The sequence below is a fragment of the Nostoc sp. TCL240-02 genome, assembly GCF_013343235.1.
In the GTDB taxonomy this organism is placed as follows: Bacteria; Cyanobacteriota; Cyanobacteriia; order Cyanobacteriales; family Nostocaceae; genus Nostoc.
The window spans coordinates 2,749,223-2,774,190 of the sequence record NZ_CP040094.1 but is presented as its reverse complement, the minus strand read 5'-3'; the positions used below and the strand labels follow the sequence as shown (position 1 = coordinate 2,774,190).

The window sequence follows — 24,968 nt, the reverse complement described above, 5'->3', positions numbered from 1 at the left end:
GGGTAAATTCACACAACATTAATATTTAATACTCAGTTTTGAAAATCCGGTTCATCAAGGTGGCATCTATACATACATAGCGCAATCGGAAATTTTTAACTGAGGTTGGTTATGAACCGGACAATTTGCTTTGTCTTAATGGCATTGCCTGTTTATTTATACAATGTTGGGCTAAGTAATGCTCTTAGCAGTGACGTGACGATTGTCAACAACCAGCTTCCTACAATCGCTGGTCTAATTGTTTACAGTGCAAATGCTCCGTTACGCATATTGCCGTGGCAAATATCAGCTAGAGATGACCAAACCGAAGATTGTCTTAGGTTTGGTACTTGCAAAGATTGATACTAGTTGGGAATTGGGCATCCCTTCGGCTCCGCTCAGGGCAAGTGGGAATTGGGCATTGGGCATTGGGCATTGGGCATTGGGAATTGAATATAGTTATTCTCCTTGTCCCCCTGCTCCCTGCTCCCGTTCGGCTACGCTCACGGCAAGCCTGCTCCCTTCCCTCTACCTCTTTGGGGATTGGGAATTACGTAGTCACATTATAAAAAAAGAAAATTAATGGTTGTAGCAAATCAACGTACAGTAGTGGTTACAGGAGCTTCAACAGGAATTGGCCAAGCATCTGCTTTGCTTTTAGACCAGTTGGGCTTCTCTGTTTTTGCTGGCGTGCGTCAAGATATTGATGCTCAAACACTTAAGCAAAAAGGATCGTCAAGACTCATTCCGATTTTTTTAGATGTTACTGATGCTGAATCGATCGCAGCTGCGGTTGATAAGGTAACAAATGCAGTCGGTGGTACTGGAATTGTAGGTTTAGTGAATAATGCGGGAATTGCTATCCCTGGGCCTTTAGAATTATTAGCGATCGCAGAATTTCAACACCAGATGCAAGTTAATGTCACCGGACAATTAGCTGTGACACAAGCATTTCTTGGGCTTTTACGCCAAAGTCGGGGTCGAATTATCAATATGGGTTCCATTGCTGGTAGAAGTCCTACGCCGTTGTTAGGAGCTTACAATGCTTCTAAATTTGCCTTAGAAGCACTTACTGACGTGATGCGGATGGAGTTACGGCCTTGGGGAATCTCGGTTTCAATTATTGAACCTGGTTCCATCGCTACCCCAATTTGGGAAAAGTCTTTAAATCAATCTGAAGTAGCACAGTACGATTTACCACAATCGGCACAAAATCTCTACGGTCAAGCGATGAATATTGTTCGCAAGAAAATGCAGATTCTCGCTTCTAAGGGAATTTCTGCGGATATTGTTGCTCAGACTGTTGTTCATGCACTCACTGCAAAGCAGCCCAAGACACGCTATCTCGTTGGACATGATGCCAAAATTGGAGCGGTGCTAAAGCATATTCTGCCCGATCGCCTACATGACAAGGTAATTTTATACTCAATGGGCCTGTAGTTACTAATTGTCAATGCTTTAGAGGTCGTCACTCTAAATTTAAAAGCTGTCATCAACAAAATCATGCTTTTCATCAAAAAAAGCATGAGTTTCATGAACAAACTCATGCGTTTCATGAACAAACTCATGCTTTTCATCAATAAACTCATGCGTTTCATCAACAAAGGCATAATTGGGAGCATCTCACTTTTTAAAGTGGCTCAAACTGACAATAATCCATTGAGGTAAGCACAGCGATGGGCTAGGACTTGAGGCACATTTTCTCGTTTCCATTGTGCCCCGGAAATTTTTGTTCGACGGTCAACCTGTTTAACGGCAGATTCAACTGAACCTGAACCAATTGAACAAATTTCTTCAGCTTGATAATATTCGTAGTTGATAATGCGATTGCGATGCTTATCAAGATAACGGCAAAAGTTTTGTACTTGTTTGCCTTTACAATCTGTAAATAAGGCAATAGTAGCCTCAACTTGGCCTTTCCATAGTAGATTTTGTGCTTGTTTCAAGCGTTTTTGTGAACCCCCAACTTTGTGGAGGTTTTCTATTAAATGGAACCAATCAAGTATTTCTCGACGTTGTGCATCAGGTGCTAATTGGTCAATTATATTCCAAATGCCGTCATGTCCATCACCAATACAAGTGAGTGGGCTAGCCAGTGGTTGGTCATTAACCCAATCAATCACAATCTGATTATTCTGAAATGAAGTTCCCAAGATTCCGAGATGATGTAAGCTAATTGCTTTATAGCCAAGCCATGCACATATTTGACCTTTAGGAGTTCGGACACGGATGTTTCCACCATCGACGCTTAATTCTTCAATTGTCTGTTCTGGTGTTGGCAACTCAAAATTCTGGCGATGCACTAATCTCTGTTGACTGCTGTGAGAAACCTCTATGCCCGTAAAATACTTGATGTCTGATGCCGCATCTTCATAGCTGACATTCGCACTTACCCTCAAACAACAAGTTTCTAGATATGGACTCAGTTGAGTACTTGGTGCGACTTCTAATTCAATGGCTTGTTTGCTCGTTATTGCTAACTCTCCAAGAATGCTTTTGAGCCGTCGTTGGTATCCTGCGGTTGTCCCTGTAATCGTTTCGATAAAAAAACCCCTACTTCTGGCATAACATGCTTCTGCATTTGACTCCGCACTGCTTCTTCAATTGCTGCAAGATTTGTGAGCTTTTCTTTTGACGTATCTTCATACAATATTTTAGCAATCGCCTGAATATGTTTTTGAAGAGCTTGCTTTTGTTCTGGGGTCATCGGTAAGTAAATACACTCGTCTTACCTATCCTGACTGATTTTCGTCTTCTTTGCAAAAAACTGGGATGCTCCCGGCATAATTTTTGTAATCAGAGGCAAAATCTAGCTAAAAAATTAACTCTGATCTGAAGTTTATTTAAGCAACGTTTTTGTTAAAAGTCTTATTCTCTAAGGGTTGTAGATTATTTTTTCGCAAAAGTAACGGAAGCTCTTAATAATTCAAGCTGATGATGAGTTCAATAGAGCTACAAAATTGTACTTAACAGTACCTTTTTTTGTATTGGATATTTTTAATATTCATAAGAGTACCTTATTTAATATTAAACTTTTTCGCTATTTATACTTATAGGAGTATTTCTGCTTACTTTAACTAAAATCTCAGGATAGCTATGTGCTACATCTAACTTATGTACAAACAATTATCCGAAATTTTGCTAGTGTAGTTAGTAGTTTGATTAAAATAAAGCATAAATTCCCTAAAATCAATATATTTATTCAGTAAATTTTGTCATACTCATTCCTGAGTGAACTTGATTAGATATGCTCCTAGATTTAGAAAGATTTTATCAGGCTTGCAATCCGAGCAGACCTCTAATTATAGGAAATGCCAGCGATCGCAGGTACTATATCGATTTTGCTGCGGTGCGGGGTGGCAAAATTATCGAGGCTTTGCAACGCACGATCGCTCGAATCTCTCCAGATGAACCAACTTGTCAGCTATTTACAGGACATCTCGGCTGTGGAAAATCAACGGAGTTGTTGCGACTCAAAGCTGAGTTAGAAGCGCAGCAATTTCATGTAGTTTACTTTGAGTCTACCCATGTCTTAGAAATGGCAGATGTGGATGTGACTGATATTTTGTTGGCGATCGCTGGACAAGTAAGCGAAAGCCTAGAAGCTATGAAAATTAGGCTCAAACCTGCTTACTTTACCAAGTTGTTTGGTGAAATTGTGGATTTTCTGCAAACGCCAATTGACCTTGGGGTAGAAGCAGAATTATCTATGGGAATTGCCAAAATTACAGCTAAAACTAAAGAAAGTCCCCAATTGCGGCGGCGGTTAAGAGATTATTTAGAACCGCGAACAGCAAATATTTTACAGTCAATTAATCAAGAATTGCTAGAACGTGCTATCAAGGAACTGAAAACCAGGGGTAAAAAAGGACTGGTAGTTATCGTTGATAACTTGGATAGAGTTGCAATTCGACCTTTACCATCGGGGCGATCGCTGCCAGAATATTTATTTATTCAGCGTGGCGAACAGTTACGCAAACTAAATTGTCATGTAGTCTACACTATTCCTTTAGCGTTGACTTTCTCCAACGATAGCGCCGAACTTCAGCATCGTTTGGGGGGAGGAGTTGCACCAAAAATGCTACCGATGATCCCTGTACGCCTGCGCTCTGGAGAGATTTTTCCTCAAGGGCTAGCAATGTTACGGCAAATGGTGCTAGCTAGAGCTTTCCCAGACATTTTACCTAGCGATCGGTTAGGCTTAATTACAGAGGTGTTTGATAGTGTGGAAACCTTAGATCGGTTGTGCTTGATTAGTGGTGGTCATGTCCGCGACTTGCTAGGGTTACTGTTTGACTGTCTGCGAGAACAAGATCCACCTTTTGAGCGGGAGTGTGTTGATTTGGTGATTCAAAGACAGCGAGATTACCGAGCCAATGCTATTGACCCTCATGAGTGGGAACTAATCTTTCAGGTGGTGCAACAGCAGAGGGTTAGAGGTGATATAGAATACCATACTTTATTGCGAAGTTTATTTGTATTTGAATACCGAGATCATCAAGGAGCTTGGTTTGCCGTCAACCCAGTTTTAGCAGAGACGGAAAAATTTAAATCATGGTTGAACGACACCCACAAGCAGATATAAGAGCAGCTAATGAGCGGGCTTTACGGAGTTTGGGAAGAGCAATTACCCTTTCTAGCGGTCAATTCTCTCTAGTTTTGGTGTGCTGCAATTATCGGGTTTTGCAAGAACAAATGCTGCAACGACTCGAAGAAATTTCTTCAGGTGTACACCATATTCAAAAGATAATTCTGCCGCATAATGCTAGAAGTCTTTACACAAGTATTCATTTACAACTGGTAACTGAAGAAAATCCGCCATCGGCGTTGATGATTTTGGGTTTAGAGTCAGTAGATGGAATTGACGATTTACTTAGGTCTGTCAATCATATTCGTGATGAATTTCGCAAACGCCACCCATTCCCGATGATTGTGTGGGTGAATGAAGAGGTGTTGCAAAAGATAGTCCGTTTAGCACCAGATTTTGCTAGTTGGGCGGCTACACCGATTCGATTTGAGATGACAACTCAATCATTGCGGCAATTTTTGCAACAGGAAACTGACTCTTTATTTGCTACGGTGTTACCAACCGATGCTGCACAACATCAACCTCCTCAAGTTGCAAAGCATTATTTCACTGTGGAGCAAGTCTGGAAAAATAGCTATGAACTCCACTTTGCAATTGGAGAGTTGCACAATCGTGGTATTACCTTAGAGCCAGAATTACACGCTAGTTTAGAGTTTGTTTTTGGTTTAGATAATTATATTAGCGATCGCATCAATACAGCTTTAAGCCACTTTCAGCAAAGCTTACAAGTTTGGCAAAAGTTGGAGGAAATAGGGAGGAAAGCAGGGGAGCAGGGGAGCAGGGGAGCAGGGGTAGCTAGGGGGGATGAGGGAGTATTTTCTTCGCCTACACCTCCATCTCCCCCATCTGTGCTACCTCTGCGACAGGGAATCTTGCTGTTTTATATTGGACTGTGTTATTGCCGTTTAGCAGAGCAAAATCAAACAGAAAACCGTCGTCATTGGTACACAGCTAAATTTTATTTTCAGCAATGTTTGAATGTTTTGCAGGTGGCTGGGCGTTTAGATATAGTTGCTGGATTTATTGGGCAACTTGCTGAAGTTTTGCAATATCTACAAGAGTGGGAAGAATTGCAGACTGTTGCTCAAAAGTCTTTGGAGTTGCATCAAACTTATGGTAGTCAAATCCAATTAGCTTGTGACTATGGTTTTCTGGCACAAGTGGCTGTGCAGCAGTCGCGGTGGGTACAGGCAAGTATATTAGCACACGTATCACTGCTGAAATTAGGTGAAGCGCAAAAGCACAACGACCCTTATAACTGCTTATTTCCGTTACTGCTGGGGCAAATTTACTATTTAGTGTTGGCGAAAGCACAGCGAAATTTAGGTGAATTAGTAATCGCTCATGAATACTTAGAAAAAGCGACAAAAGAACTGCCAGCAGCCTTAGAAGGCAGTGCCCATCAATACGATGCTCATCGTTATATTCGCTTATTGCGGACACTGCGATCGCTATACTTTGAAGAAAGTTGCTATTTGGAAGCCTATTACATTCGGCAGAAGCGGCGTTCTGTTGAGCAGCAGTATGGTTTTCGGGCTTTTATTGGTGCAGGACGTTTGCAACCTCAAAGACAGGTAACAAACCCAGCATTGATGTCACATTCTGGAAGTAGCAGCGTTGCTTTAGAAATTGCCGCTTCTGGTCGAGAGCGTGATATTAATAACTTAATTGGGAGAATTAGCCGCGCCGATCAAAAGCTGACGGTGATTCACGGTCAATCAGGGGTGGGTAAAAGTTCTATTGTCACTGCTGGTTTAGTTCCAGCACTGCAAAATCGAGCTATTGGCGACCAAATAGCTGTACCTGTAGTATTGCAAGTTTATACCGATTGGGTGCGGGAATTAGAGAAATCTTTGAGTGGGGCGATGTCTGCTGACCCATCCCTTGCCATCTACGCTGATATTAAGCTAGAAACAGCCCTTGAAACGGAGGCTTTGCCTTACTCTGATACACCCATCACCATCGTCAGAATTATCCAACAACTCAAACAAAATGCTGATAATCACCTGATTACAGTTTTAATCTTTGACCAGTTTGAAGAATTTTTCTTCGGTTATAGCGATCGCAAACAGAAGCAAGAATTTGATAAATTTATTAGTGATTGCCTAAATATCCCCTTTGTCAAAGTTATCCTTTCGTTGCGAGAAGATTACTTACATCGTTTGTTAGATTTTAAACATCTTTCGGCGCTGGAAGCGATTAATAATAATATTCTCGACAAGCATATTCGCTACCAGTTGAATAATTTTTCGCCAGAATATGCCAAAGCAATTATCCGAAAATTGACAGAGCGATCGCAGTTTAATTTAGAACCTGCTTTAATTGATGCCTTAATCGAAGATTTATCCACAGAATTTGGAGAAGTCCGCCCCATTGAATTGCAAGTTGTAGGAGCGCAACTTCAAGATGAGCGCATTACTACACTAGAAGAATATCAGCCATATAGACCCAACAAACTCATTGAGCGATATCTTAAAGAACTGATTAAAGACTGCGGCCCAGAAAATGAACGAGCCGCGTTACTCGTCTTATACTTATTAACAGATGAAAGTAACAACCGACCTTTTAAAACTCGTGCTGAATTAGCGGCACAGCTAGCAGAATTAGAAGATGCTAGCAAATTAGAGTTAGTATTAGACATTTTAGTACGCTCCGGTTTGATAGTACTATTCCCTGATGTACCAGAACGCTATCAACTGATTCACGATTATTTAGTAGACTTGATTCGTTACCTGCAACAACAAGAATCAAGTTTACAGGTACAACTAAATCAGTTGCGCTATAAAGTAGAACAAAGTAAAGCTGAAATTGACCGACTTAAAAGCGAACTTAGCCAAAAAAAGCAGCGTTCTACATTAGTAGATTCTCATCCTCAGCAGGGATTAGATTTATTAACGGAATTGCGAGAATTACACAAGCGGGAAGAATTGAGTCAGTTACAAATTGAGCAATTACGAGCTGAACTCAAAGAAAAAGAATTAACAGCAAAACTTGCAGAAAGTCAAAAGAAACAAAGGCTTAGTGAAGCTCAATTAAATCGTTCGTTGAAAATTGCCCTGACTGCTTCTGTTCTCGCCATATTTGGATTAAGTGTTTCCATTGTGACAGCAGTAGATAGCGAAATTAAAACCCTTAGTGCATCCAGTGAAGCCCTCTTTGCATCGCAAAAAGGTATTGATGCTTTAAAAGATGGTTTAAGGGCGGGAAGAAAATTACAGCAAACAGTTTGGGTTGATTCTTATACAAGAGAGCAAGTACAGACGGCGCTATATCAAGCAGTTTCTGGGTTGAGAGAATATAACCGTTTAGAAGGGCATATATCTGGAGTAAATAGTGTTACATTCAGTCCTGACCGCTCTTTAATTGCCTCAGCCAGCGCGGATACTAACATTAAACTTTGGCTTCCCGATGGTAGCTTATTCAAAACCTTGTCGGGGCATGAAGATGTAGTAAATAGCGTCAGTTTCAGCCCAGATGGTCAAATTGTTGCTTCCGCCAGTCAAGATAAGACGGTGAAACTGTGGAGTCGAGAAGGCGTACTGCTTGTTACCTTATTAGGGCATCAAGGTGTAGTAAATAGTGTCAGTTTTAGCCCAGACGGTCAAATTATTGCTTCGGCGAGTACAGACAAGACAGTAAAACTGTGGAGTCGGGATGGTAAGTTGCTCAAAACCTTGCAAGGACATGGTGGTGCAGTTTTGAGTGTCGCTTGGTCAACCGATGGACAGACCATTGCTTCTGGGAGTGCTGACAAGACAGTGAAATTATGGAGTCGGGATGGTAAGCTGCTCAAAACCTTGCAGGGACATGAAGATGCAGTCTTGAGTGTCGCTTGGTCAACCGATGCACAAACCATTGCTTCTGCTAGTTTAGACCAGACAATCAAACTGTGGAATCTGGAGGGTAAATTACTGCGAACCTTATCAGGGCATAGTGCTGGAGTTACCAGCGTTACTTTTAGCCATGATGGTAATACTATCGCTTCCGCCAGTACCGACGAAACGATCAAACTCTGGAGTTCTAGAGGGGTGCTGTTAGGAACCCTGAAGGGGCATAATAATTGGGTTAACAGCGTCAGTTTTAGCCCAGACGATCGCACCCTAGCTTCTGCAAGCCGCGATAAAACAATTAAACTCTGGCATTGGGACGATGTATTATTGCGAAAACCCAAAGCCGATAATGATGACTGGATAACTAGCATCAGTTTCAGCCCAGGCGATCGCACTTTAGCCGCAGCAAGTCGAGACAAAACTGTAAAACTCTTCAGTCGAGAAGGTAAACTACTCCGTACTTTCACTGGGCATCAGGGTCAAGTTTGGGGAGTTAGTTTCAGTCCAGATGGTAAAGTAATTGCCTCGGCTAGTAAAGATCGAACAGTGAAGCTTTGGAGTGTTGACGGTAAACTGCTCAACACCTTACAAGGTCATAATAGTACCGTCTTGGGTGTAGCTTGGTCGCCCAATAGTCAAGTAATTGCCTCAGCTAGTAAAGATAAAACAGTAAAGCTTTGGAATCGAGACGGTAAACTACTCAACACCTTGCAAGGGCATCAAGATGCAGTAAATTGGGTAAGTTTTAGCCCCGATGGTAAGTTGCTAGCCTCAGCCAGTGATGACAAAACCGTAAAAATCTGGAGTTTAGAGGGTAAATTGCTCTACACCTTAATTGGCCATAGCCGCAGGGTAAATGGGGTTGCTTGGTCGCCTGATAGTCAAGTGGTAAGCAAAGCCATGCCCAAAGGGCTTATCGCTTCAGCTAGTATTGATAGCACCGTGAAGATTTGGAGTCGGGACGGTGATTTGCTAAATACTTTTGCGGGGGATGGCGATAGTTTCATCAGTGTAAGTTTTAGCCCAGATGGTAAGACTTTAGCCGCTAGCAGTGATGACAAAGTAAGAATTTGGAACCGAGAAGGGACATTACTAATTGCTTTAAAAGGTGATAAGCAAGAGTTAACCAGCGTCAGTTTTAGTAATGACGGTAAGACTCTGGCTGCGGGTAGTGGTAATGGCACAGTGATTTTCCAAGATTTGGCAGATATCCAACTGGAAAAGTTACTGGGACGGGGTTGCAATTTGCTGCATGATTATTTGCAGACTAATCAGAAGGTGACAAAGAGCGATCGCGCTTTGTGTTTTAGTAGGTAATGCAGAAGAATGATGAAAGGTGATGTGGTGTTAAGATAAATAAACCGATTCAATCGCGCCAAAGTTCAATGACTATGTTTAATACAGTAGAATTCAGAATTTAGGAATCAGTAATTCAGAAGCCAAATACGTTTTATTACTGGCTTTAAGATAAATCGTTCTTTCTACCATTTTTTTTGTACCTAATACCAATTTAATGTGAAGCTGCATAGAAAAGAGCTTCTAAGATAAAGTTATAAGAAGAGACAGAAATTACTTGCTCAAATGTAAGTTGGTCGAATATCTCTTGGATGCGTTCGCGTAAAGCTTGTAAAGAAGAGAAAAGTTGATTTTTGAGAGGTTTCTTAAGAGCTTGCCAAAGCCTTTCTTTCTTGATTGAGTTCAGGAGCCGATGGTGGTTGAAATAGAGGAATAATAAACTCTTGCCAGCTAATCACTGAACTTGTATGAGCCGGTGCTTGATCAATCTGTAAAATTGCATAATCCGAGCCTAATTGCACAGATAGCCAGTCCAAGAACTGTTGAAAACACTCGCCATTCAGTTTCGGATACTCATAAAGAAAGTGGTCTCCAGTTAATGGTTCAATTGCACCATAAATCCAAAAGTTATCTCTTGGCGATATCACCTTAACAGTGGGCTTGACTCCGGAAGCTGTAATCACTTTTCCTGTAAGAGTTTTGAGTCCAACCATAGTTTCATCCTGGCACAGGTAGCGAACACACTTGCCGGGTGCTAGATGTTTTTCTAGACAATTTCAGAATGATACCGAGTTTTTTTTAAACTCAGATACTAACTTTTCATCCTGCTTATGGCTTTGAGGACGTGGTACTTTTAGTTTTGCCCCTAATCGATATCGAACCAATGCATAAACCGTTGCATACTCGATATCTTGCCCCTGCTCTTGCTTTAACCACTCCACTATTGCACCATAGCTACTAAAGCCTTTTCCTGTTTTTAACTCTTCCTCAAGTGCCGCGATCGCTGCCTCAGGAATTTTCCGTTTTGCTCCCGGAGCTTTTTTTATTTTCAATAATTCATCTAGCCCACCCGATCTATATTTTTGTAACCACCTTGTCACCGTTGATGTATCTTTAGCCAAGCGTTTTCCAATATCTTGCTGCTCCTTGGCCTGCCCGCTTTTTATCCACCACAGCATAATAAGTTTTTCTTTCTGGTTCCCTAAATTAGCTGTTTGTAGACGTTTTTTAAGTTCTTCTTCGCTCTCTGCGATTTCAATCTCAAAAGGGCGGCTCATGGTTATTTTAATTTATCGAGTTTGTTTTCTCTATTATATGCAGCTTCATATTAAATTGGTATTAGTTCATAAACATACAAAGTTTTTTCTGCTAATTGCTGATTTGGGTCATATACAATGTAGTAACTAGCCCGCATGTGTTCATAAATTCGCAGCTTTTGCCCAGTTCATCACCTTCTTTGTTAGAGACAATTTCGAGGACAACTTCTGGAGGTTTGCCAAAACGCCAAACCATATAACAACGATTTTGTTTCTCCCACCAATTTTCAGATACTTGAACATCCAAGCTAAGAAAGATATCAGGTACAATAGGAGGCTGAAGGTCTGTGTAGTAAATACCTATATTAGCTTCAGCATTATTGCTGAAGATGAGTGCGATCGCTATCTCAGCCCATTAAATCTATGCTTTTGCTCCCATATCCTTTGAACTAGATATTTAGAGAAACGTATCGGGCAAGTATCTCTTGTTTGCTCAATTAGAAATAGACTAACTGACTTAAAAAGAAGGCAAGGGCTGCACTACCCAAAGGGACTGTCAAATTATCAATACCCAAAAACGAAAAAGCCTCTAAAACTGTAGCGATAAATGCAACCGCAAGTGATATTACCCAACTTTGCCAACTGTTTCCTTGAGTTGCAACTAAAATCAAAATACTGATTAAATAGCTAACAAACATCATGGTTAGGGAGCCTTCCCAACTTTTTTGTGTGCCAAAGACTTTATATTTGTGTGTACCAAAGCGTTGTCCAATTAAGGCTGCTAGTCCATCTCCCCAAGTCATGATCAAAATTCCTAGTGCTGCGTACTGGGGTTGTTGTAAGTACCAGAAGCTGGCAACTAAAATACCGAAACTAACAGAGTAAAAAAATGTCCCGAAACTTTGCCGCCCAACGCTATTAATACCAGGAAGAATAGGCAATCGGTAGGATAATAAGGTGATTGCACTCGCTAGAATGGAAGCTGTAATCCCTACACTGGCGGGGATATCTAGCCACCAAGCAAGTAAAATTACATTACCAGTGCCTATATGAACTATCTTCCGCACGATTTCTGGCTCGTCGGCGAAGCGGTTTACCACCCATGCAATCACGAGGATGAGTAACACCCAAATTGCAGTAATCGCAATTTGCAGCCATAAAACCGGAATTGAGGTTAAGTCAGAAAATGTAATCAACAAAGATGTAACAAAATGAAAAATTTTACCTCTGTTACTAATTTATAAGATTTAGGTAACTGCAATGAAACTATTATTTATTTGGCTGATTCGGGGCTACCGAATGTTTATATCGCCGTTGTTTCTCCCGACTTGTCGCTTTCAACCAACTTGTTCGATGTATGCTATTGAAGCCATTGAACGATTTGGAGTGTTACGTGGTAGCTGGATGGCTACTCGGCGGATTTTACGCTGTCATCCTTTCCATCCAGGTGGTTACGATCCAGTCCCAGAGGTGGTAGAAAAGGTAAAAGGGCAGTAGTTTAGTAGAGTTTTGCGTAAAATGGTGGCGAATTTATGGGTGAAGTTTAAACGCAGAGGGGCGCTGAGAATTAGCTACGAATTAATCACAAGAGCGTAAATTATTTAAAGGAAATGTTCGTGGGTATAGATATTTAGGGAGATGTCAACAGATGAAGTTGTCATCTACCTTGGGAAGGTTAAATAATTTAATTTAGACTTACCATGCTAAATCTTACTGCGATTTCTATACCCGAACCACAAATTCCTACTCCTGGCCCGAATCCGCTACCTAGTCCTGAACCTGTGCCAGGGCCAGCGATTCCTCAACCCTTGCCGGGGCCTGTACCAGAACCAGTACCTGCTCCCATTCCCCAAACAGTTCCAGGGCCAATTCCCCAAACCATACCGGAACCTGTTTAGATTAACTTGGTAATGTAATCCAAAATCTCAAATCTAAAATCCAAAATGCTAAGAGCCGGAATTGTCGGACTTCCCAACGTCGGAAAATCTACTTTATTTAATGCTGTAGTTGCTAATGCTAAAGCAGAAGCAGCTAACTTCCCTTTTTGCACGATTGAACCGAATGTCGGCGTTGTCGCAGTACCGGATGAACGGTTAAATGTTCTTGCTAAGATTGCCAGTTCGGCACAAACTATCCCGGCGCGGGTGGAATTTGTAGATATTGCCGGTTTAGTTAAAGGTGCAAGTCAGGGTGAGGGACTAGGGAATCAATTCCTGTCCCACATCCGGGAAGTTGATGCGATCGTCCATGTGGTACGTTGTTTTGAAAATGACGATATTATCCACGTTGCTGGTTCTGTTGATCCAGCGCGAGATATTGAAATCATTAATATAGAACTGGGTTTATCAGATTTATCACAAATTGAGCGGCGAATTGACCGGACTCGCAAACAAGCTCGTACCAGCAAAGATGCACAGTTTGAAATCACAGTTTTAGAAAAATTGGCTGCGGCTTTAAATGAAGGTAAATCGGTGCGCCAGGTAAGTTTGAATGAAGAAGAAGAAGTAATTATTAAGGGATTAGAACTGCTTACTTATAAACCGATTATTTATGCCGCCAATGTATCTGAGGATGAATTGGCAACTGGTAATCATTTTGTAGAAACAGTGCGACAAATTGCATCGACAGAAAATGCCCAAGTTGTCATAGTTTCGGCTCAAGTTGAAGCGGAGTTAGTAGAACTACCAGAAGAAGATAAGGCTGATTTTCTCGCATCTTTAGGTGTGGAAGAAGGCGGTTTAAAATCCTTGATTCGTGCAACATACTCGCTTCTAGGCTTGCGGACATATTTTACCTGCGGCCCTAAAGAAACCCGCGCTTGGACAATTAATGCCGGAATGTCTGCACCTCAAGCTGCTGGTGTAATCCACAGTGATTTTGAGCGGGGATTTATTCGCGCTGAAACTGTTGCTTATAAAGATTTGGTAACAAATGGTTCGATGAATGCTGCGAAGGAAAAAGGGTTGGTTCGCAGTGAAGGGAAAGAGTATGTTGTGCAGGAAGGGGATGTAATGTTGTTCCGATTTAATGTGTAGGGTTAATTAATTAAGTGGCCGTTATCGATAAGATAATGGTCAACTTATACCAAATTGCGATCGCCTACAGTGGGCGGGTACACCATCACACTGTAAACCTTGACACTCTTTAAGGAAGTTGTTAGGCGATCGCAAATAAACCAGCAATCTGTTTTCAGATAGCAGTTTGCATAGGTTATCAAAGGACATATCGCTCAATTACTCCCACCCACCATGTATACATAAGAACCCAAATTCTCATCATCCGTACCAAGAATCAGACCACCTTCCGCACCGGGAACAAGTTCCATACCTTCAATTTTGTGGTAATCAGAGCGGTAAAGAGGAACAAGTTGAGAATTTTGCTGCCATACAATTTTGTGATCACGCAATCCCAGATAACCAGCGATATACACAGCTGACTGAAATGGGCCATCGTCTCCGGCATCATTTGCTGAGGTAATGTACACAATTCCTACAGGGTCTACCTTAATGTCTGATATATGACGTACATTGCCAGATGGAAACGGTACTCTCAGATTGGCAGAACCTGCGAGAGTAATTTGATATTTAGCCAAATCAAACATTCCCCAAAATATAGTTGCTGGTTGTTCACCTTCGCCTCGATGTGCCCAAATAGCAACTAATTTTCCGTCTATATTTTGTAATCCAAATCCCTCAAAATTATTTCCTTGAATAATTTCTGGTAGATTGAATTCTTTGAGAACCAAGATGGTTTTATTGGCAGGGTTTAACCTGATAAAATAAGCTTTGCCAGAACTGCTTAAAGCGATAAAAGAGAATTTTGTTTTCTCAGGAATAGATGTTAAAGCTTCTAAGTCGATGGGCAATTCTATGTTACTTGGCCACTTTAATGGGAAATATTCAGGTTGGTTTTTTCCTTTAATACTAATAATTGCTAAACGGGCTTGATTGGGTTTTTTGTTGTCGTGGACAATCAGAAAATCTAGTGTATTTCTTTGCTGCTTTATCAAAGCCATACCACTGATCCCGAAAGGGATACCACCGCGAACTGGTCGCCAATCTTGCGCCCAAACTTGCACAGATATGAATAACAATGCACTCAAGACTACTATATTTATAATTAACTTGAGAAACCGAGGCATATTAAAAAGGATTGGGCATTGGGCATTGGACATTGGGCATGGGATTAAAAAAAGTTTTCCCTGCCCCTACACTCCGTAAGAGGAGTGTGTTAGTCGATGCTCAATCATATCAAATCCCAACAATTTACACTCACATCAATGAAGCGAACTTTTGTACTTATAACTACCATAATACTTGCGTAATTAATTGAGTTACGATAGGATTTTTTGTAAAGAAAGCAATAACTCGTTGACAGTGTAGGGCTTTACCAAAAACGTATTCACACCAATAGCAGCTACTGCACTAAGCTTATTGTCAGACATAAGTCCACTGCTGGCAATAACTCTGACTTTGGGGTTAATTTTTTGCAGAGTACGGATGGCAGTTAAACCATCGAGTAAAGGTAGCATAATATCCATCAGTACGGCACTAATTTTATCCCGGTTTTGAGCGTATAGCGCGATCGCTTCAATGCCATCATTGGCAATGAGGGTTTTGTAGTTGTGAGCTTCTAGCGATGTCCTCGTAATCTCTTGAATAGCAACTTCATCATCCACAATCAAAATCAATTCTCCATGTCCTTTCTGTGCTGGCGATTCTTCTGGAGTAAATGTTTCCATTCCCTCCACTGCTGGCAAGTAAATCTTAAAGCTAGTGCCGCTTCCCAGTTCGCTATAGACATTCACAAAACCACCGTGGCTTTTAATAATTCCCAGCACGGTGGAAAGTCCTAACCCTGTGCCTTTTCCGACATCTTTTGTGGTAAAAAATGGCTCGAAAATTCTATCTAAGATTTCTTTGGGAATCCCAACTCCAGTATCGGAGACAGTAATTACTATATAAGGCCCCTCTTTGGCTTCCAGGTTCATGCGGGCATAATTTTCGTCAATCAACAGATTTTCAGCATAGATGCTCAAATTACCGCCATTTGGCATTGCATCGCGGGCATTAACGCAGAGGTTCATCAATACTTGATGTAGTTGGGTACTATCTCCAGAAACCATCCACAAATCTTGCAGGACATCTGTGCTGATTTGTATGGATTTGGGAAATGTCTCTTTAAGAATCTTGGCAACTTCCACAATTATATGTCTGAGTTGCAAAGTGATACGCTTTCCTTCTACACCCCGTGCAAATGACAACACTTGTTTGACTAAATCTGCCCCGCGTCTAGCGTTGATTTCCAAAATTTCCAGTAGATGGCGAGTCCGCTCATCTGCATCAGGAAATTTGAGTGGTAAAAGTTGCGCTCCTGCCAGAATAGGTGTCAAGATATTGTTGAGGTCGTGAGCAATGCCACTAGCTAGAGTGCCAATACTTTCCAAGCGTTGGGCGCGAAATAATTGGGCTTCTAGATGTTTTTTATCGGTAATATCTGTGTCAACGGTGAGAATCGCTTTTGGTTTTCCTTGTTCGCCGTACACCAAACTCCAGCGACTAGCAACAAGGATTTCTTTGTCAGCTTTGGTAAGTTTAGTTAACTCGCCCTGCCACTTACCTTTACTAGTAGCTTGTAAAAGAGCCGCTTCGATTTCTGGTGAAGGTTCGTCAAACAAAAGCTCACTAGCATTTTTGCCCCAAGCTTCTTCAGCTTGCCAGCCGTAAAGTGTTTCTGCGCCTTTGTTCCAGAAAATAATTTGATTGTTTAAATCTCGCACGCAAATGGCATCAGTGGTGACATCGAGTAATGCTGCTTGTTCGCGGATTTTTTCTTCTGCCAATTTGCGATCGCGTAGCGCAGCTTGTTTTTCGCTAATATCAATACTGGCGCACGTCACGCCCACAACTTCTTGCGACTCATTCCGCAATGGCTCAACTGTCAAATCGTAATATCGAGTTGTATCTTTGATTGTAATTGATACTTCCTCTCGCGTTCCTATGCCAGTAGTTAGTACCCCGCGTTTAATTGTGGTAAGACGTTGAGCATCTTCACCTGGGATAATATCTAAGTCTTGTTTGCCTAATATTTCCTCAACTGTCAATCCAGAAGGGGGATTGTAAACCCAGGTGTAGCGTAACTCTATATCTTGGTTGTAGACAAAGATGGGAGAGTTTTTTAGGGCCACTCGAAATCGCTCTTCACTGTGACGCAATGCCTCGTCTGCCCGTTGACGTTCGATAGCATAACGCATGGAGCGCACCAGCAAGTCGCCAGTTACTTGCCCTTTCACCAAATAATCCTGCGCTCCTTCTTGCATCGCCCTAATTGCCAAAGTTTCATCGTCTATACCCGTCAGCACAATTATGGGAGTGGCTTTAGCCTGATGGTGAGCGATGACAAAGCTTTCTAACCCCTGGCTATCTGGCAGCGAGAGGTCTAGCAAAATCACATCAAAAATTTCCTTTGCTAAGTAGTTGATTGCTTCCGAAAGCCGCTCAACGGGTATCAAATCAACTACAACTGTGGTAACTTCTTTTAAAAACTCCTGTAATAAAAAAACATCACCGGGGTTATCTTCTACTAACAAGACTTTAATATTTTTACCTGCCATTTCCACTACTCCGGTGGCAGTTTTACGATCGCAAACCAAAAATTTTCTATTGATTGTACAATTTTAACGAATTGATCGAAATCTACTGGCTTAGTTATATAACAGTTTGCACATAAATTATAGGCTTTGAGGATGTCTTCTTCAGCTTGGGAAGTCGTCAAAATTACCACAGGAATTCGCTTGAGCTTTTCATCTCCTTTGATTTCTGCCAGTACCTCCCGCCCATCTTTTCTGGGGAGATTTAAATCGAGCAGCACAATATCGGGATGGGCTGCTTTGACATATTTTTCTTGTTTTCGCAAGAATGCCATTGCCTCTACACCATCTTCGACGACGTTGAGGTGAATCGATATCTTACTATCTTCTAAGGCGATGCGTGTAAGTTGGGCATCGCCAGGATTGTCCTCTACTAACAAAACCTCAATAGGCATAATCGCTGTTATAACGCTCACGATTGCTTACCTGCTCTATCTGGAATTGTGAAGTAGAAAGTCGAGCCTTGACCCGGTTTCGATTCAACCCAGATCCGGCCGCCGTGCCGTTCTATAATTTTCTTGCAAATTGCCAGACCAATTCCAGTACCAGGATACTTGTCTCTACCGTGCAAACGCTGAAAAATTATAAAAATACGTTCTGCATACTGGGATTCCAAACCAATTCCATTATCACGTATCGAGAATAACCATTCATCTGCCAATGGTATAGAATTTAAACTTTCTTCGTCTGAATTTGGATTTGGCTTGGCTACCCCAATGTGAATTTGTGGCTGCTGATTCTGGCAAAATTTGATCGCGTTGCCAATCAGGTTTTGAAATACTTGTGTTAGTTGGGTAGTATCAGCCATCACTTCAGGTAGAGAATCGTAAGTGACAATTGCCTTGCTATCTGCAATCGCAATTTGGAGATTAGCGATCGCCTGCTGTAAGATGACATCACAATCAACTAACTTAAATGGCTGTCCACGGGTGCTGACGCGGGAATAGTTCAACAAATCGTTGATTAAGGTCTGCATTCGCCGCGCCCCATCTACTGCGTAGGTGATAAACTGATCGGCATTGTCATCAAGTTGATTTTTGTATCTTCGCTCTAGTAGTTGTAAATAACTTGTTACCATCCGTAGCGGCTCTTGTAAGTCATGTGAAGCTACATAAGCAAACTGTTCTAATTCCGCATTAGAACGGACGAGTTCTTGACTTTGCTGGGTTTCTTTTTCTAATAGTTGCGCTTGAGATAAAGCAATGCCAATTTGATTAGCTAGTTGCTTTAACAACTCCATCTCAAAGTTATTCCACTTTCGAGGTGCGGCACACTGATGAGCCAGCAATAAGCCCCAAATGTTATCTCTAACAAGAATCGGTACTATTAGGTTAGCTCTGACAGCAAACTGCTGAAGAAATTCTCGATGGCATGGTTGAATGTGAGCAGCTTGAACGTCTTCCATGGCACTGACTCTTCCTTGGCGATATCTTTCGATATATTCTTCTTTAAAGCAGGTATCGAGAATATTTTCTCCTAGAATTACGGGCCAACCAGGTAGCACTGCCTCTTGTATTACTGTTCCCGAACCATCAGCTTCCAGTCGAAAAATTAAAACTCGGTCTGCTTGTAGTAATTTTTGTACTTCTGTAACTGTGGTTTGAAGAATTTCATTTATTTGTAAAGATTCTCGAATTTTCAGGGTGATTTCTGCAAATAATTGCGATCGCAAATTCTGCCGCTTTAATTCTTCATCTGCCCGCTTGCGATCTGTGATATCTGTATAAGAACCCACCATGCGAACTATATCACCCAATGCGTCCCAAAGTGCTTGTCCTCGATCTAGAATCCATTTATAGCTGCCGTCTTGGCACTGGACTCGATATTCACAAACATAAAACGGTGTTTTCTTGGCAAAGTGGTCTTGGAAGGCTTGAAGTACCCAATCTCGCTCATCGGGGTGGATTTGTTTTATCCATTCGTCCCAACCGTTGGAAACTTCGTGGTCTTTATAACCGAGCATTTCCTTCCACCGAGTTGAGAAGAACACTTCATTAGTCTTGAGGTTCCAATCCCAAATGCCATCATTATTACCATGTAATGCTAATTGCCAACGTTCTTCACTTTCTCGTAGTGCTTCTGCTGTTCGCCGCCGTTCAGTAATGTCTTGAAAATAAATAGACAAGCCGTCTTTGGCAGGATAGGTATGGACTTGAAGCCAGCAGTTTAGTGGTGGATAAAACTCCTCAAATTCCACACTCACCTGTTCTATGATTGCCCTGTGATACTCATGGTAAAATGTTGTGCCGATGATTTCTGGAAACACTTCCCAGATGTTTTTACCCAGAAGCTCATTTTGTTTTTTTCGCAACAGCCGTTCTGCTTGACCATTAATGTAGGTGAATCGCGACTTTTTATCCAGGGCAAAAAACCCATCAGTAATGCTTTCAAGAAGATTATTGATGTGGGTTCTCGCAGCTTCAGACTGGACGCGGGCTGCTTGCTCGTGTGCCATGAGCTTTTCAGTAACTTGAGATACCTCAGTTACATAACGCCTAAGCTCTAGTTGGTCGATTATCAAGTGACTCAGAGCCACAAGCGCCTCCACTTGTTTTTGGCTCAATTCTTTTGGAACTTGGTCAAGTACACATAGAGTTCCCAGCATATCTCCCTTGGGAGTAATTAAGGGTACACCTGCATAAAACCGTACATAAGGATAGCCAGTGACTACTGCATTATTGGCCAAATTTTCATCAGCTAAGGTATCAGGAACCACCACAACATTACGCCGCTCTTGGCAAAGGTAAGATAACCCAACACAACGGGGCATTTCTGATACATCTAAACCTACTTTTGCCTTAAACCATTGACGGTTTTCATCAATAAAATTTACCAAAGAGATGGAAGTATCACAAATAAATGCCGCTAACTGAGCAAGATTGTCGTAAGCTTCTTCAGGTTCGGTGTCAAGAATTTGATACTGGCGGAGGGCTTCTAGCCGCGCCACTTCTGTATCAATGTGTCCTACTTTCATTAATTTTTATTAATAAATCTAAGTGTAATATTTAAGTCAGGAGCGTAGCTATCTCAAGAGTAGCTTAACTTTTTTTAACAATTAATTAGTTATTTCCCCACCTCTGGCTATTCAGGGAATTCTGTTTAAATTTTGTCGTACTTTTGCGGCGGGCGGATACGCCATCGCACTAATCCTAGTGTAAACAAATTTTAGTCTGCATGATGAGGTTCAATTGTTGCAGACTATCTGCTAGTCATATAAGCTGTCCCACATTTAAATTGCATATCCTGGGCGGGCATCTTGCCTACCCCACAAGAGTTATGTTTAATTCGATTATGCAAGTTAAATGTTTTTTAGCTTATCACTCAGCCAAAGGCTGCCATTAGAAAAATCATGATTTTGTGAATGAAAATCATGATTTTGTTTCTGACTTCTGAATTCTGACTTCTGCTGTAACAATTAAACCTCTACCAAAATTGCTTCCCGCAGCTTGGCAATTACATCACCGACATTACCTGTATTCATCCGGTAACTCAGAGGGTGGGCAATCAACCGAGCCGTGCTTTCATACAGAGTAGCGATTTCAATTAAACCATTTTCGCGCATGGTGCGCCCTGTAGAAACCAAATCCACGATCGCTTCTGACATTCCAGTAATCGGGCCTAATTCCACTGAACCATACAACGGTACGATTTCCACGGGTAAATCTAGACTGTGGAAATATTCACGAGCGCAATTCACATATTTTGAAGCAACTCTACCATGCGGTGGCAAATCTAAAGGCGATCGGTAAGAACTTGATGCTTTTACCGCTACTGACATCCGACAATACCCAAACTGCAAATCTACCAAGTGGGCAACTTGCGGCTGCTTCTCCCGCAACACATCGTAACCAACAACACCCAGTTGTGCTTGACCATATTCTACATAAACAGGCACATCCTGCGCCCGTACCAACAAAGCTTTTGCAATTCCCTTAGTATCAGGAATTTGAAGTTGGCGAGTTCCTGAATCTAAAAAAGCGCTAAAATCTAATCCCACAGATTGTAGCAAGCGGATGCTATTTTTAAGGAGTTCCCCTTTTGGTAATGCAACAGTCAGCATTCTTTTTCTTAATATCCTTGGCGTTCTGGCAGTTGAATAATATCTCTATATGCTTACCACAGCAGCATGAGAATTTTATTAGTTGATGATGAAGTTGAACTAACTGAACCCTTGAGTCGCTTGTTAACTCGTGAGGGTTACGTTGTGGATGCCGCTTTCGATGGCACAAGTGGCAGCGAATATGCACAAGCAGGCAGTTATGACCTACTAATTTTAGATTGGATGCTGCCAGGAAAAACCGGGTTAGAGATTTGTCAGCAATTGCGACAACAAGGCAAAACCACTCCCGTGCTGTTTCTCACAGCTAAAGATACTCTCGATGACCGCGTACAAGGTTTAGATGCTGGTGCTGATGACTATTTAGTTAAACCTTTTGAACTGCGTGAGTTACTCGCTAGAGTCCGTGCTTTATTGCGTCGTTCTGGCTCCCAAACCTATGAAACCACCACCGGACGTTTAACCGTCGCTGATTTAGAACTAGATTGTGAAAATCAAGTCGCCTATCGCCAAGGACGAATCATTGAGTTATCGCAAAAAGAAAGCCAGTTGCTGCAATATTTTATGGAACACACTGGACAACTAATGACTCATGCCCAAATTATGGAAAATTTGTGGCAAGAGTCAGAACAACCTAGTAGTAATGTGATTGCAGCATTAATTCGTTTGCTGCGTCGTAAGATTGAGGTAGGTAGAGAAACTGCACTGATTCACACAGTCTACGGCAAAGGCTATCGTTTCGGTGCTTCTTCAGTGGAGTCAGTTTAGCCGCCTGTTTCCAACTCATCTCCAGAAGTTATAACGGTTCTCAGTTGTATGCAATATACTTTGACCTCTCTCCTTTTAGGAGAGAGGCTTTGAATCATGCTCCCCTTCCCTTGCAGGGAAGGGGCTGGTGCAGGGAAGGGGCTGGGGGTTAGGTCTGTATTTAACTCAACCCAGAAGCGCTATAACTTAGTAGGAGAATCATAGTTTTGCCAAAATTTCTTCCCACTCAGAGGGCGAGAGGGGTTGTAACTCTATCTGCATATCAAAACAATCACTAGCGGCGATGATTAAATCTGCAATAATCTTTTCCACACTCAGGCTTTGAGGTAGTTGTACAGTCGTAAAAGATTCTGCACCAAATACTTGAGCAAACAGTTCAGCATCGGGTTGCAAACGAATGGAGCCATGTTGCAAAATTGCCCTACTACGTCGCAGTTGAGCGCTACCAATGAGTTTGGCACCATCTGGCAGAACTAAATCTGCACTGGTTGCTGTACCAAAACAGTTAGGGTTGTGGATGTAACCTCGCCCTTCTGTACCGTAATGTAATTCTACGCCAAGCGATCGCCACCCTTGAATCAAAAACTCACAAATCTTTTCATACACCTGGAGGCGACTACCCGTAATTCCAGATGTGACTACAGTGTAAGTTAAATCACCTTGGTGTAATACCGCCCGTCCACCAGTAGGGCGTTGCACTAAATCCAATTTCTGCCCTTGCCAAGTCAAATTTTGCCAATATTCAGGGTATTGTCGTTGATGATAGCCAAGAGAAATGGCAGATGGCGACCAGGTATAAAAGCGCAAAGTGGAGGGATGCTTTCCAGACTGGTGCTGTTCTAGTAACCAGTTGTCAATGGCCATTTGCACATTACCAGCCGCCTCTAGCAAAGGAATTAGTCGCCACACCTGCTTGCTATACATCTAATACAATATAAGCCCAATCTAAAATCCCAAATTCCTTAAGTTGCACCAAATTCAGATTGTAAAGCTTCATCGTTGTTATCAGCGATTGTTGCCACAATGGTGATGAGGCGAGACACTTCGCCGGGAGATAACTCCGCTAAGGTGCGTGTTGAGATCACAACCACTCTGTTTTCTATAATACCAAAACGCGCTTCAAAAGTGCTGGAGCAGTTCAACTCCAACAGATAACGCAGTAATCTGGGTTCATCTTTAGCAGGTAAATTTAGCACCGCAGACCAAACCGTTATGGTGTCTTCATCGGTTGTACCGTTGAGTTGGACAAATACCTCTACACTTCCGTACTTAAACTTCCAGAGATAGCCACCCTCTGGAGTATGGCTAACCATCGCACTATCATCTTGTTCCAAAGAGTCGATGACATTTTCAATCACCTCCAGATGGTTAATGCCTGTTGTCTCGGCGATTAGCTCATTAATGGATTCGTCACTAGTTACGGTTTCTTGGTAGCTTGCCATACAGATTTTTTTCTCAATATACTCGCTGTTTCATCTACACATACTTTATAACTTGTGGAGGCAGTTAGTTTGAGCTTCCTTTTGGGTCTACTTTCCAAATAGCCTGGAATATAGCAAGAATTTTTTCACCTTGGAACTGGTACTTGATTAATTACCGACGCAATTACCGCATCCATTTGTAAACCATCCAGCATTGCTTCTGGTTTCAAAATGAGGCGATGACGCAGCAGTGGCGATGCAACTGCTTTCACATCATCTGGTGTGACAAAATCTCTGCCAGCTAACCACGCTAATGCTTGAGATGTCTGCAACCAAGCACCAGCAGCGCGAGGTGATGCACCCAAGGTTAAATCGGGATATTGACGCGATATTCTCACCAAGGCTAACAAATAATCAACGATCGCTTCTGATACTTTAACTTCTTTAACTGCTTGTCGTGCTTGTAAGATGTCGGCTACTGTTGCGATTGGTTTCAAACGGCTAATATCCAAACGCCTTGCTGAAAACCCAGCCTGACGATTGAGTAACATTTGCTTTTCCGCAGCTTGATCTGGGTAATCTACCACTAACTTAAATAAAAATCTATCCAATTGCGCTTCTGGTAAAGGATAAGTCCCCTCAAATTCCAAAGGGTTTTGGGTTGCAATCACCCAAAATAAATCTGGTAAGGGCAAACTTTCACCATCCAATGTTACCTGCATCTCTTCCATCGCTTCCAGCAGTGCCGCTTGTGTCTTTGGAGGAGTACGATTGATTTCGTCTGCTAGCAGCACTTCGGTAAATATTGGCCCTTTTTTCAAAGTAAAATTGCGGCTATTCAAGTCAAAAATATTTGTCCCAGTAATATCTGAAGGTAAGACATCTGGTGTTAGTTGAATTCGGCGAAAATCCCCTTGGATTAACTGTGCTAATACTTTTACCAGGAGAGTTTTACCAGTTCCTGGTACTCCTTCTAAAATTACGTGTCCACCCGCTAGTAGTGCTACTAAAAGTTGTTGTATTAGGCTCGATTGTCCAACAACTACTTGATTAAGACCTTGACCAAGGCGAATTAAGATAGGATGAGTTTCGCTCATTTTTTTACTTATAAATAATTTACTCAA

The 24,968-nt window shown here is 41.8% G+C and carries 21 protein-coding genes and 1 pseudogene; 8 read left to right on the top strand and 14 right to left on the bottom strand.

Annotated elements, in window-relative coordinates:
- Positions 1–111 precede the first annotated feature (111 nt).
- A complete protein-coding gene (locus FBB35_RS11735; RefSeq protein ID WP_174709773.1) occupies positions 112–342 on the top strand; it encodes a hypothetical protein in 231 nt (76 codons plus the stop codon).
- 219 nt (positions 343–561) lie between these two features.
- Positions 562–1,419 (top strand): SDR family oxidoreductase, encoded by an 858-nt coding sequence (locus FBB35_RS11730; protein ID WP_174709772.1) that lies wholly within the window; start codon positions 562–564, stop codon positions 1,417–1,419.
- 200 nt (positions 1,420–1,619) lie between these two features.
- Here FBB35_RS11730 and FBB35_RS11725 read toward each other — a convergent pair.
- Positions 1,620–2,686, bottom strand: a protein-coding gene (locus tag FBB35_RS11725) for an ISKra4 family transposase (protein WP_174708235.1) whose coding sequence is annotated in 2 segments (ribosomal slippage) — positions 1,620–2,530 and positions 2,530–2,686 — 1,068 coding nt in all. Because the reading frame shifts where the segments join, the coding sequence is not laid out codon by codon here.
- 540 nt (positions 2,687–3,226) lie between these two features.
- On the opposite strand from FBB35_RS11725, the gene FBB35_RS11720 reads away from it, so the two are divergent.
- Both FBB35_RS11720 and FBB35_RS11715 read left to right on the top strand, forming a co-directional pair.
- Positions 3,227–4,564: a P-loop NTPase fold protein gene (locus tag FBB35_RS11720; protein WP_174709771.1), complete on the top strand. Its 1,338-nt coding sequence runs from the start codon at positions 3,227–3,229 to the stop codon at positions 4,562–4,564.
- Positions 4,534–9,714 carry a hypothetical protein gene (locus tag FBB35_RS11715; RefSeq protein ID WP_174709770.1) on the top strand — a complete coding sequence of 1,727 codons (5,181 nt, stop codon included), beginning with the start codon at positions 4,534–4,536 and terminating at the stop codon, positions 9,712–9,714. Before FBB35_RS11720 ends, FBB35_RS11715 begins: the two co-directional genes overlap by 31 nt.
- Positions 9,715–10,058: 344 nt before the next feature.
- On the opposite strand, the gene FBB35_RS11710 is transcribed toward FBB35_RS11715, so the two are convergent.
- The 4 genes and pseudogenes from FBB35_RS11710 to FBB35_RS11695 form a co-directional block, all read right to left on the bottom strand.
- Positions 10,059–10,424: a transposase gene (locus FBB35_RS11710; RefSeq protein WP_302480984.1), complete on the bottom strand. Its 366-nt coding sequence runs from the start codon at positions 10,422–10,424 to the stop codon at positions 10,059–10,061.
- A gap of 45 nt (positions 10,425–10,469) precedes the next feature.
- Positions 10,470–10,970, bottom strand: coding sequence for a helix-turn-helix domain-containing protein (locus tag FBB35_RS11705; RefSeq protein WP_174709768.1), 501 nt, complete (start codon positions 10,968–10,970; stop codon positions 10,470–10,472).
- Between the two features lie 62 nt (positions 10,971–11,032).
- Positions 11,033–11,322: pseudogene (locus FBB35_RS11700) on the bottom strand (Uma2 family endonuclease); the annotation flags it as partial.
- A 124-nt stretch (positions 11,323–11,446) separates the two neighbouring features.
- Positions 11,447–12,148 carry a diacylglycerol/polyprenol kinase family protein gene (locus tag FBB35_RS11695; protein WP_174709767.1) on the bottom strand — a complete coding sequence of 234 codons (702 nt, stop codon included), beginning with the start codon at positions 12,146–12,148 and terminating at the stop codon, positions 11,447–11,449.
- A 61-nt stretch (positions 12,149–12,209) separates the two neighbouring features.
- On the opposite strand from FBB35_RS11695, the gene yidD reads away from it, so the two are divergent.
- The 3 genes from yidD (at position 12,210) to ychF (ending at position 13,984) form a co-directional block, all read left to right on the top strand.
- Positions 12,210–12,446, top strand: coding sequence for a membrane protein insertion efficiency factor YidD (yidD, locus tag FBB35_RS11690; protein WP_174709766.1), 237 nt, complete (start codon positions 12,210–12,212; stop codon positions 12,444–12,446).
- 203 nt (positions 12,447–12,649) lie between these two features.
- Positions 12,650–12,847 (top strand): hypothetical protein, encoded by a 198-nt coding sequence (locus FBB35_RS11685; RefSeq protein ID WP_174709765.1) that lies wholly within the window; start codon positions 12,650–12,652, stop codon positions 12,845–12,847.
- 45 nt (positions 12,848–12,892) lie between these two features.
- Positions 12,893–13,984 (top strand): redox-regulated ATPase YchF, encoded by a 1,092-nt coding sequence (ychF, locus tag FBB35_RS11680; protein WP_174709764.1) that lies wholly within the window; start codon positions 12,893–12,895, stop codon positions 13,982–13,984.
- A gap of 39 nt (positions 13,985–14,023) precedes the next feature.
- Here the strand turns inward: ychF and FBB35_RS11675 are convergent, their stop codons facing one another.
- The 6 genes from FBB35_RS11675 to hisG all read right to left on the bottom strand — a co-directional run bounded on the left by FBB35_RS11675 (position 14,024) and on the right by hisG (position 21,658).
- Positions 14,024–14,173 carry a hypothetical protein gene (locus FBB35_RS11675; RefSeq protein ID WP_174709763.1) on the bottom strand — a complete coding sequence of 50 codons (150 nt, stop codon included), beginning with the start codon at positions 14,171–14,173 and terminating at the stop codon, positions 14,024–14,026.
- Positions 14,174–14,178: 5 nt separating this feature from the next.
- Positions 14,179–15,090, bottom strand: a complete 912-nt coding sequence (locus tag FBB35_RS11670) for a hypothetical protein (protein WP_174709762.1) — start codon at positions 15,088–15,090, stop codon at positions 14,179–14,181.
- 192 nt (positions 15,091–15,282) lie between these two features.
- The gene (locus FBB35_RS11665) at positions 15,283–17,562 is read right to left on the bottom strand and encodes a response regulator (RefSeq protein WP_174713613.1); all 2,280 of its coding nucleotides are present in this window, start codon (positions 17,560–17,562) and stop codon (positions 15,283–15,285) included.
- A 5-nt stretch (positions 17,563–17,567) separates the two neighbouring features.
- Entirely contained in the window at positions 17,568–18,014 is a 447-nt protein-coding gene (locus FBB35_RS11660; protein WP_174709761.1) for a response regulator, read from the bottom strand.
- Entirely contained in the window at positions 18,011–20,572 is a 2,562-nt protein-coding gene (locus FBB35_RS11655; protein ID WP_174709760.1) for a GAF domain-containing protein, read from the bottom strand. The genes FBB35_RS11660 and FBB35_RS11655 overlap by 4 nt, the downstream gene beginning before the upstream one ends.
- Before the next feature lie 441 nt (positions 20,573–21,013).
- Complete coding sequence (gene hisG, locus FBB35_RS11650) at positions 21,014–21,658, bottom strand: ATP phosphoribosyltransferase (protein WP_174709759.1); 645 nt, start codon at positions 21,656–21,658, stop codon at positions 21,014–21,016.
- 66 nt (positions 21,659–21,724) lie between these two features.
- Between hisG and rppA the strand changes: the two genes are divergently transcribed.
- Positions 21,725–22,423: a two-component system response regulator RppA gene (gene rppA / locus FBB35_RS11645; RefSeq protein ID WP_174709758.1), complete on the top strand. Its 699-nt coding sequence runs from the start codon at positions 21,725–21,727 to the stop codon at positions 22,421–22,423.
- Positions 22,424–22,621: 198 nt separating this feature from the next.
- Here the strand turns inward: rppA and FBB35_RS11640 are convergent, their stop codons facing one another.
- The 3 genes from FBB35_RS11640 to FBB35_RS11630 all read right to left on the bottom strand — a co-directional run bounded on the left by FBB35_RS11640 (position 22,622) and on the right by FBB35_RS11630 (position 24,941).
- Positions 22,622–23,347 carry a lipoate--protein ligase family protein gene (locus FBB35_RS11640; RefSeq protein ID WP_174709757.1) on the bottom strand — a complete coding sequence of 242 codons (726 nt, stop codon included), beginning with the start codon at positions 23,345–23,347 and terminating at the stop codon, positions 22,622–22,624.
- A 38-nt stretch (positions 23,348–23,385) separates the two neighbouring features.
- Positions 23,386–23,865 carry a YbjN domain-containing protein gene (locus tag FBB35_RS11635; protein WP_174709756.1) on the bottom strand — a complete coding sequence of 160 codons (480 nt, stop codon included), beginning with the start codon at positions 23,863–23,865 and terminating at the stop codon, positions 23,386–23,388.
- Between the two features lie 125 nt (positions 23,866–23,990).
- Positions 23,991–24,941: a MoxR family ATPase gene (locus FBB35_RS11630; RefSeq protein ID WP_114082403.1), complete on the bottom strand. Its 951-nt coding sequence runs from the start codon at positions 24,939–24,941 to the stop codon at positions 23,991–23,993.
- Positions 24,942–24,968 lie beyond the last annotated feature (27 nt).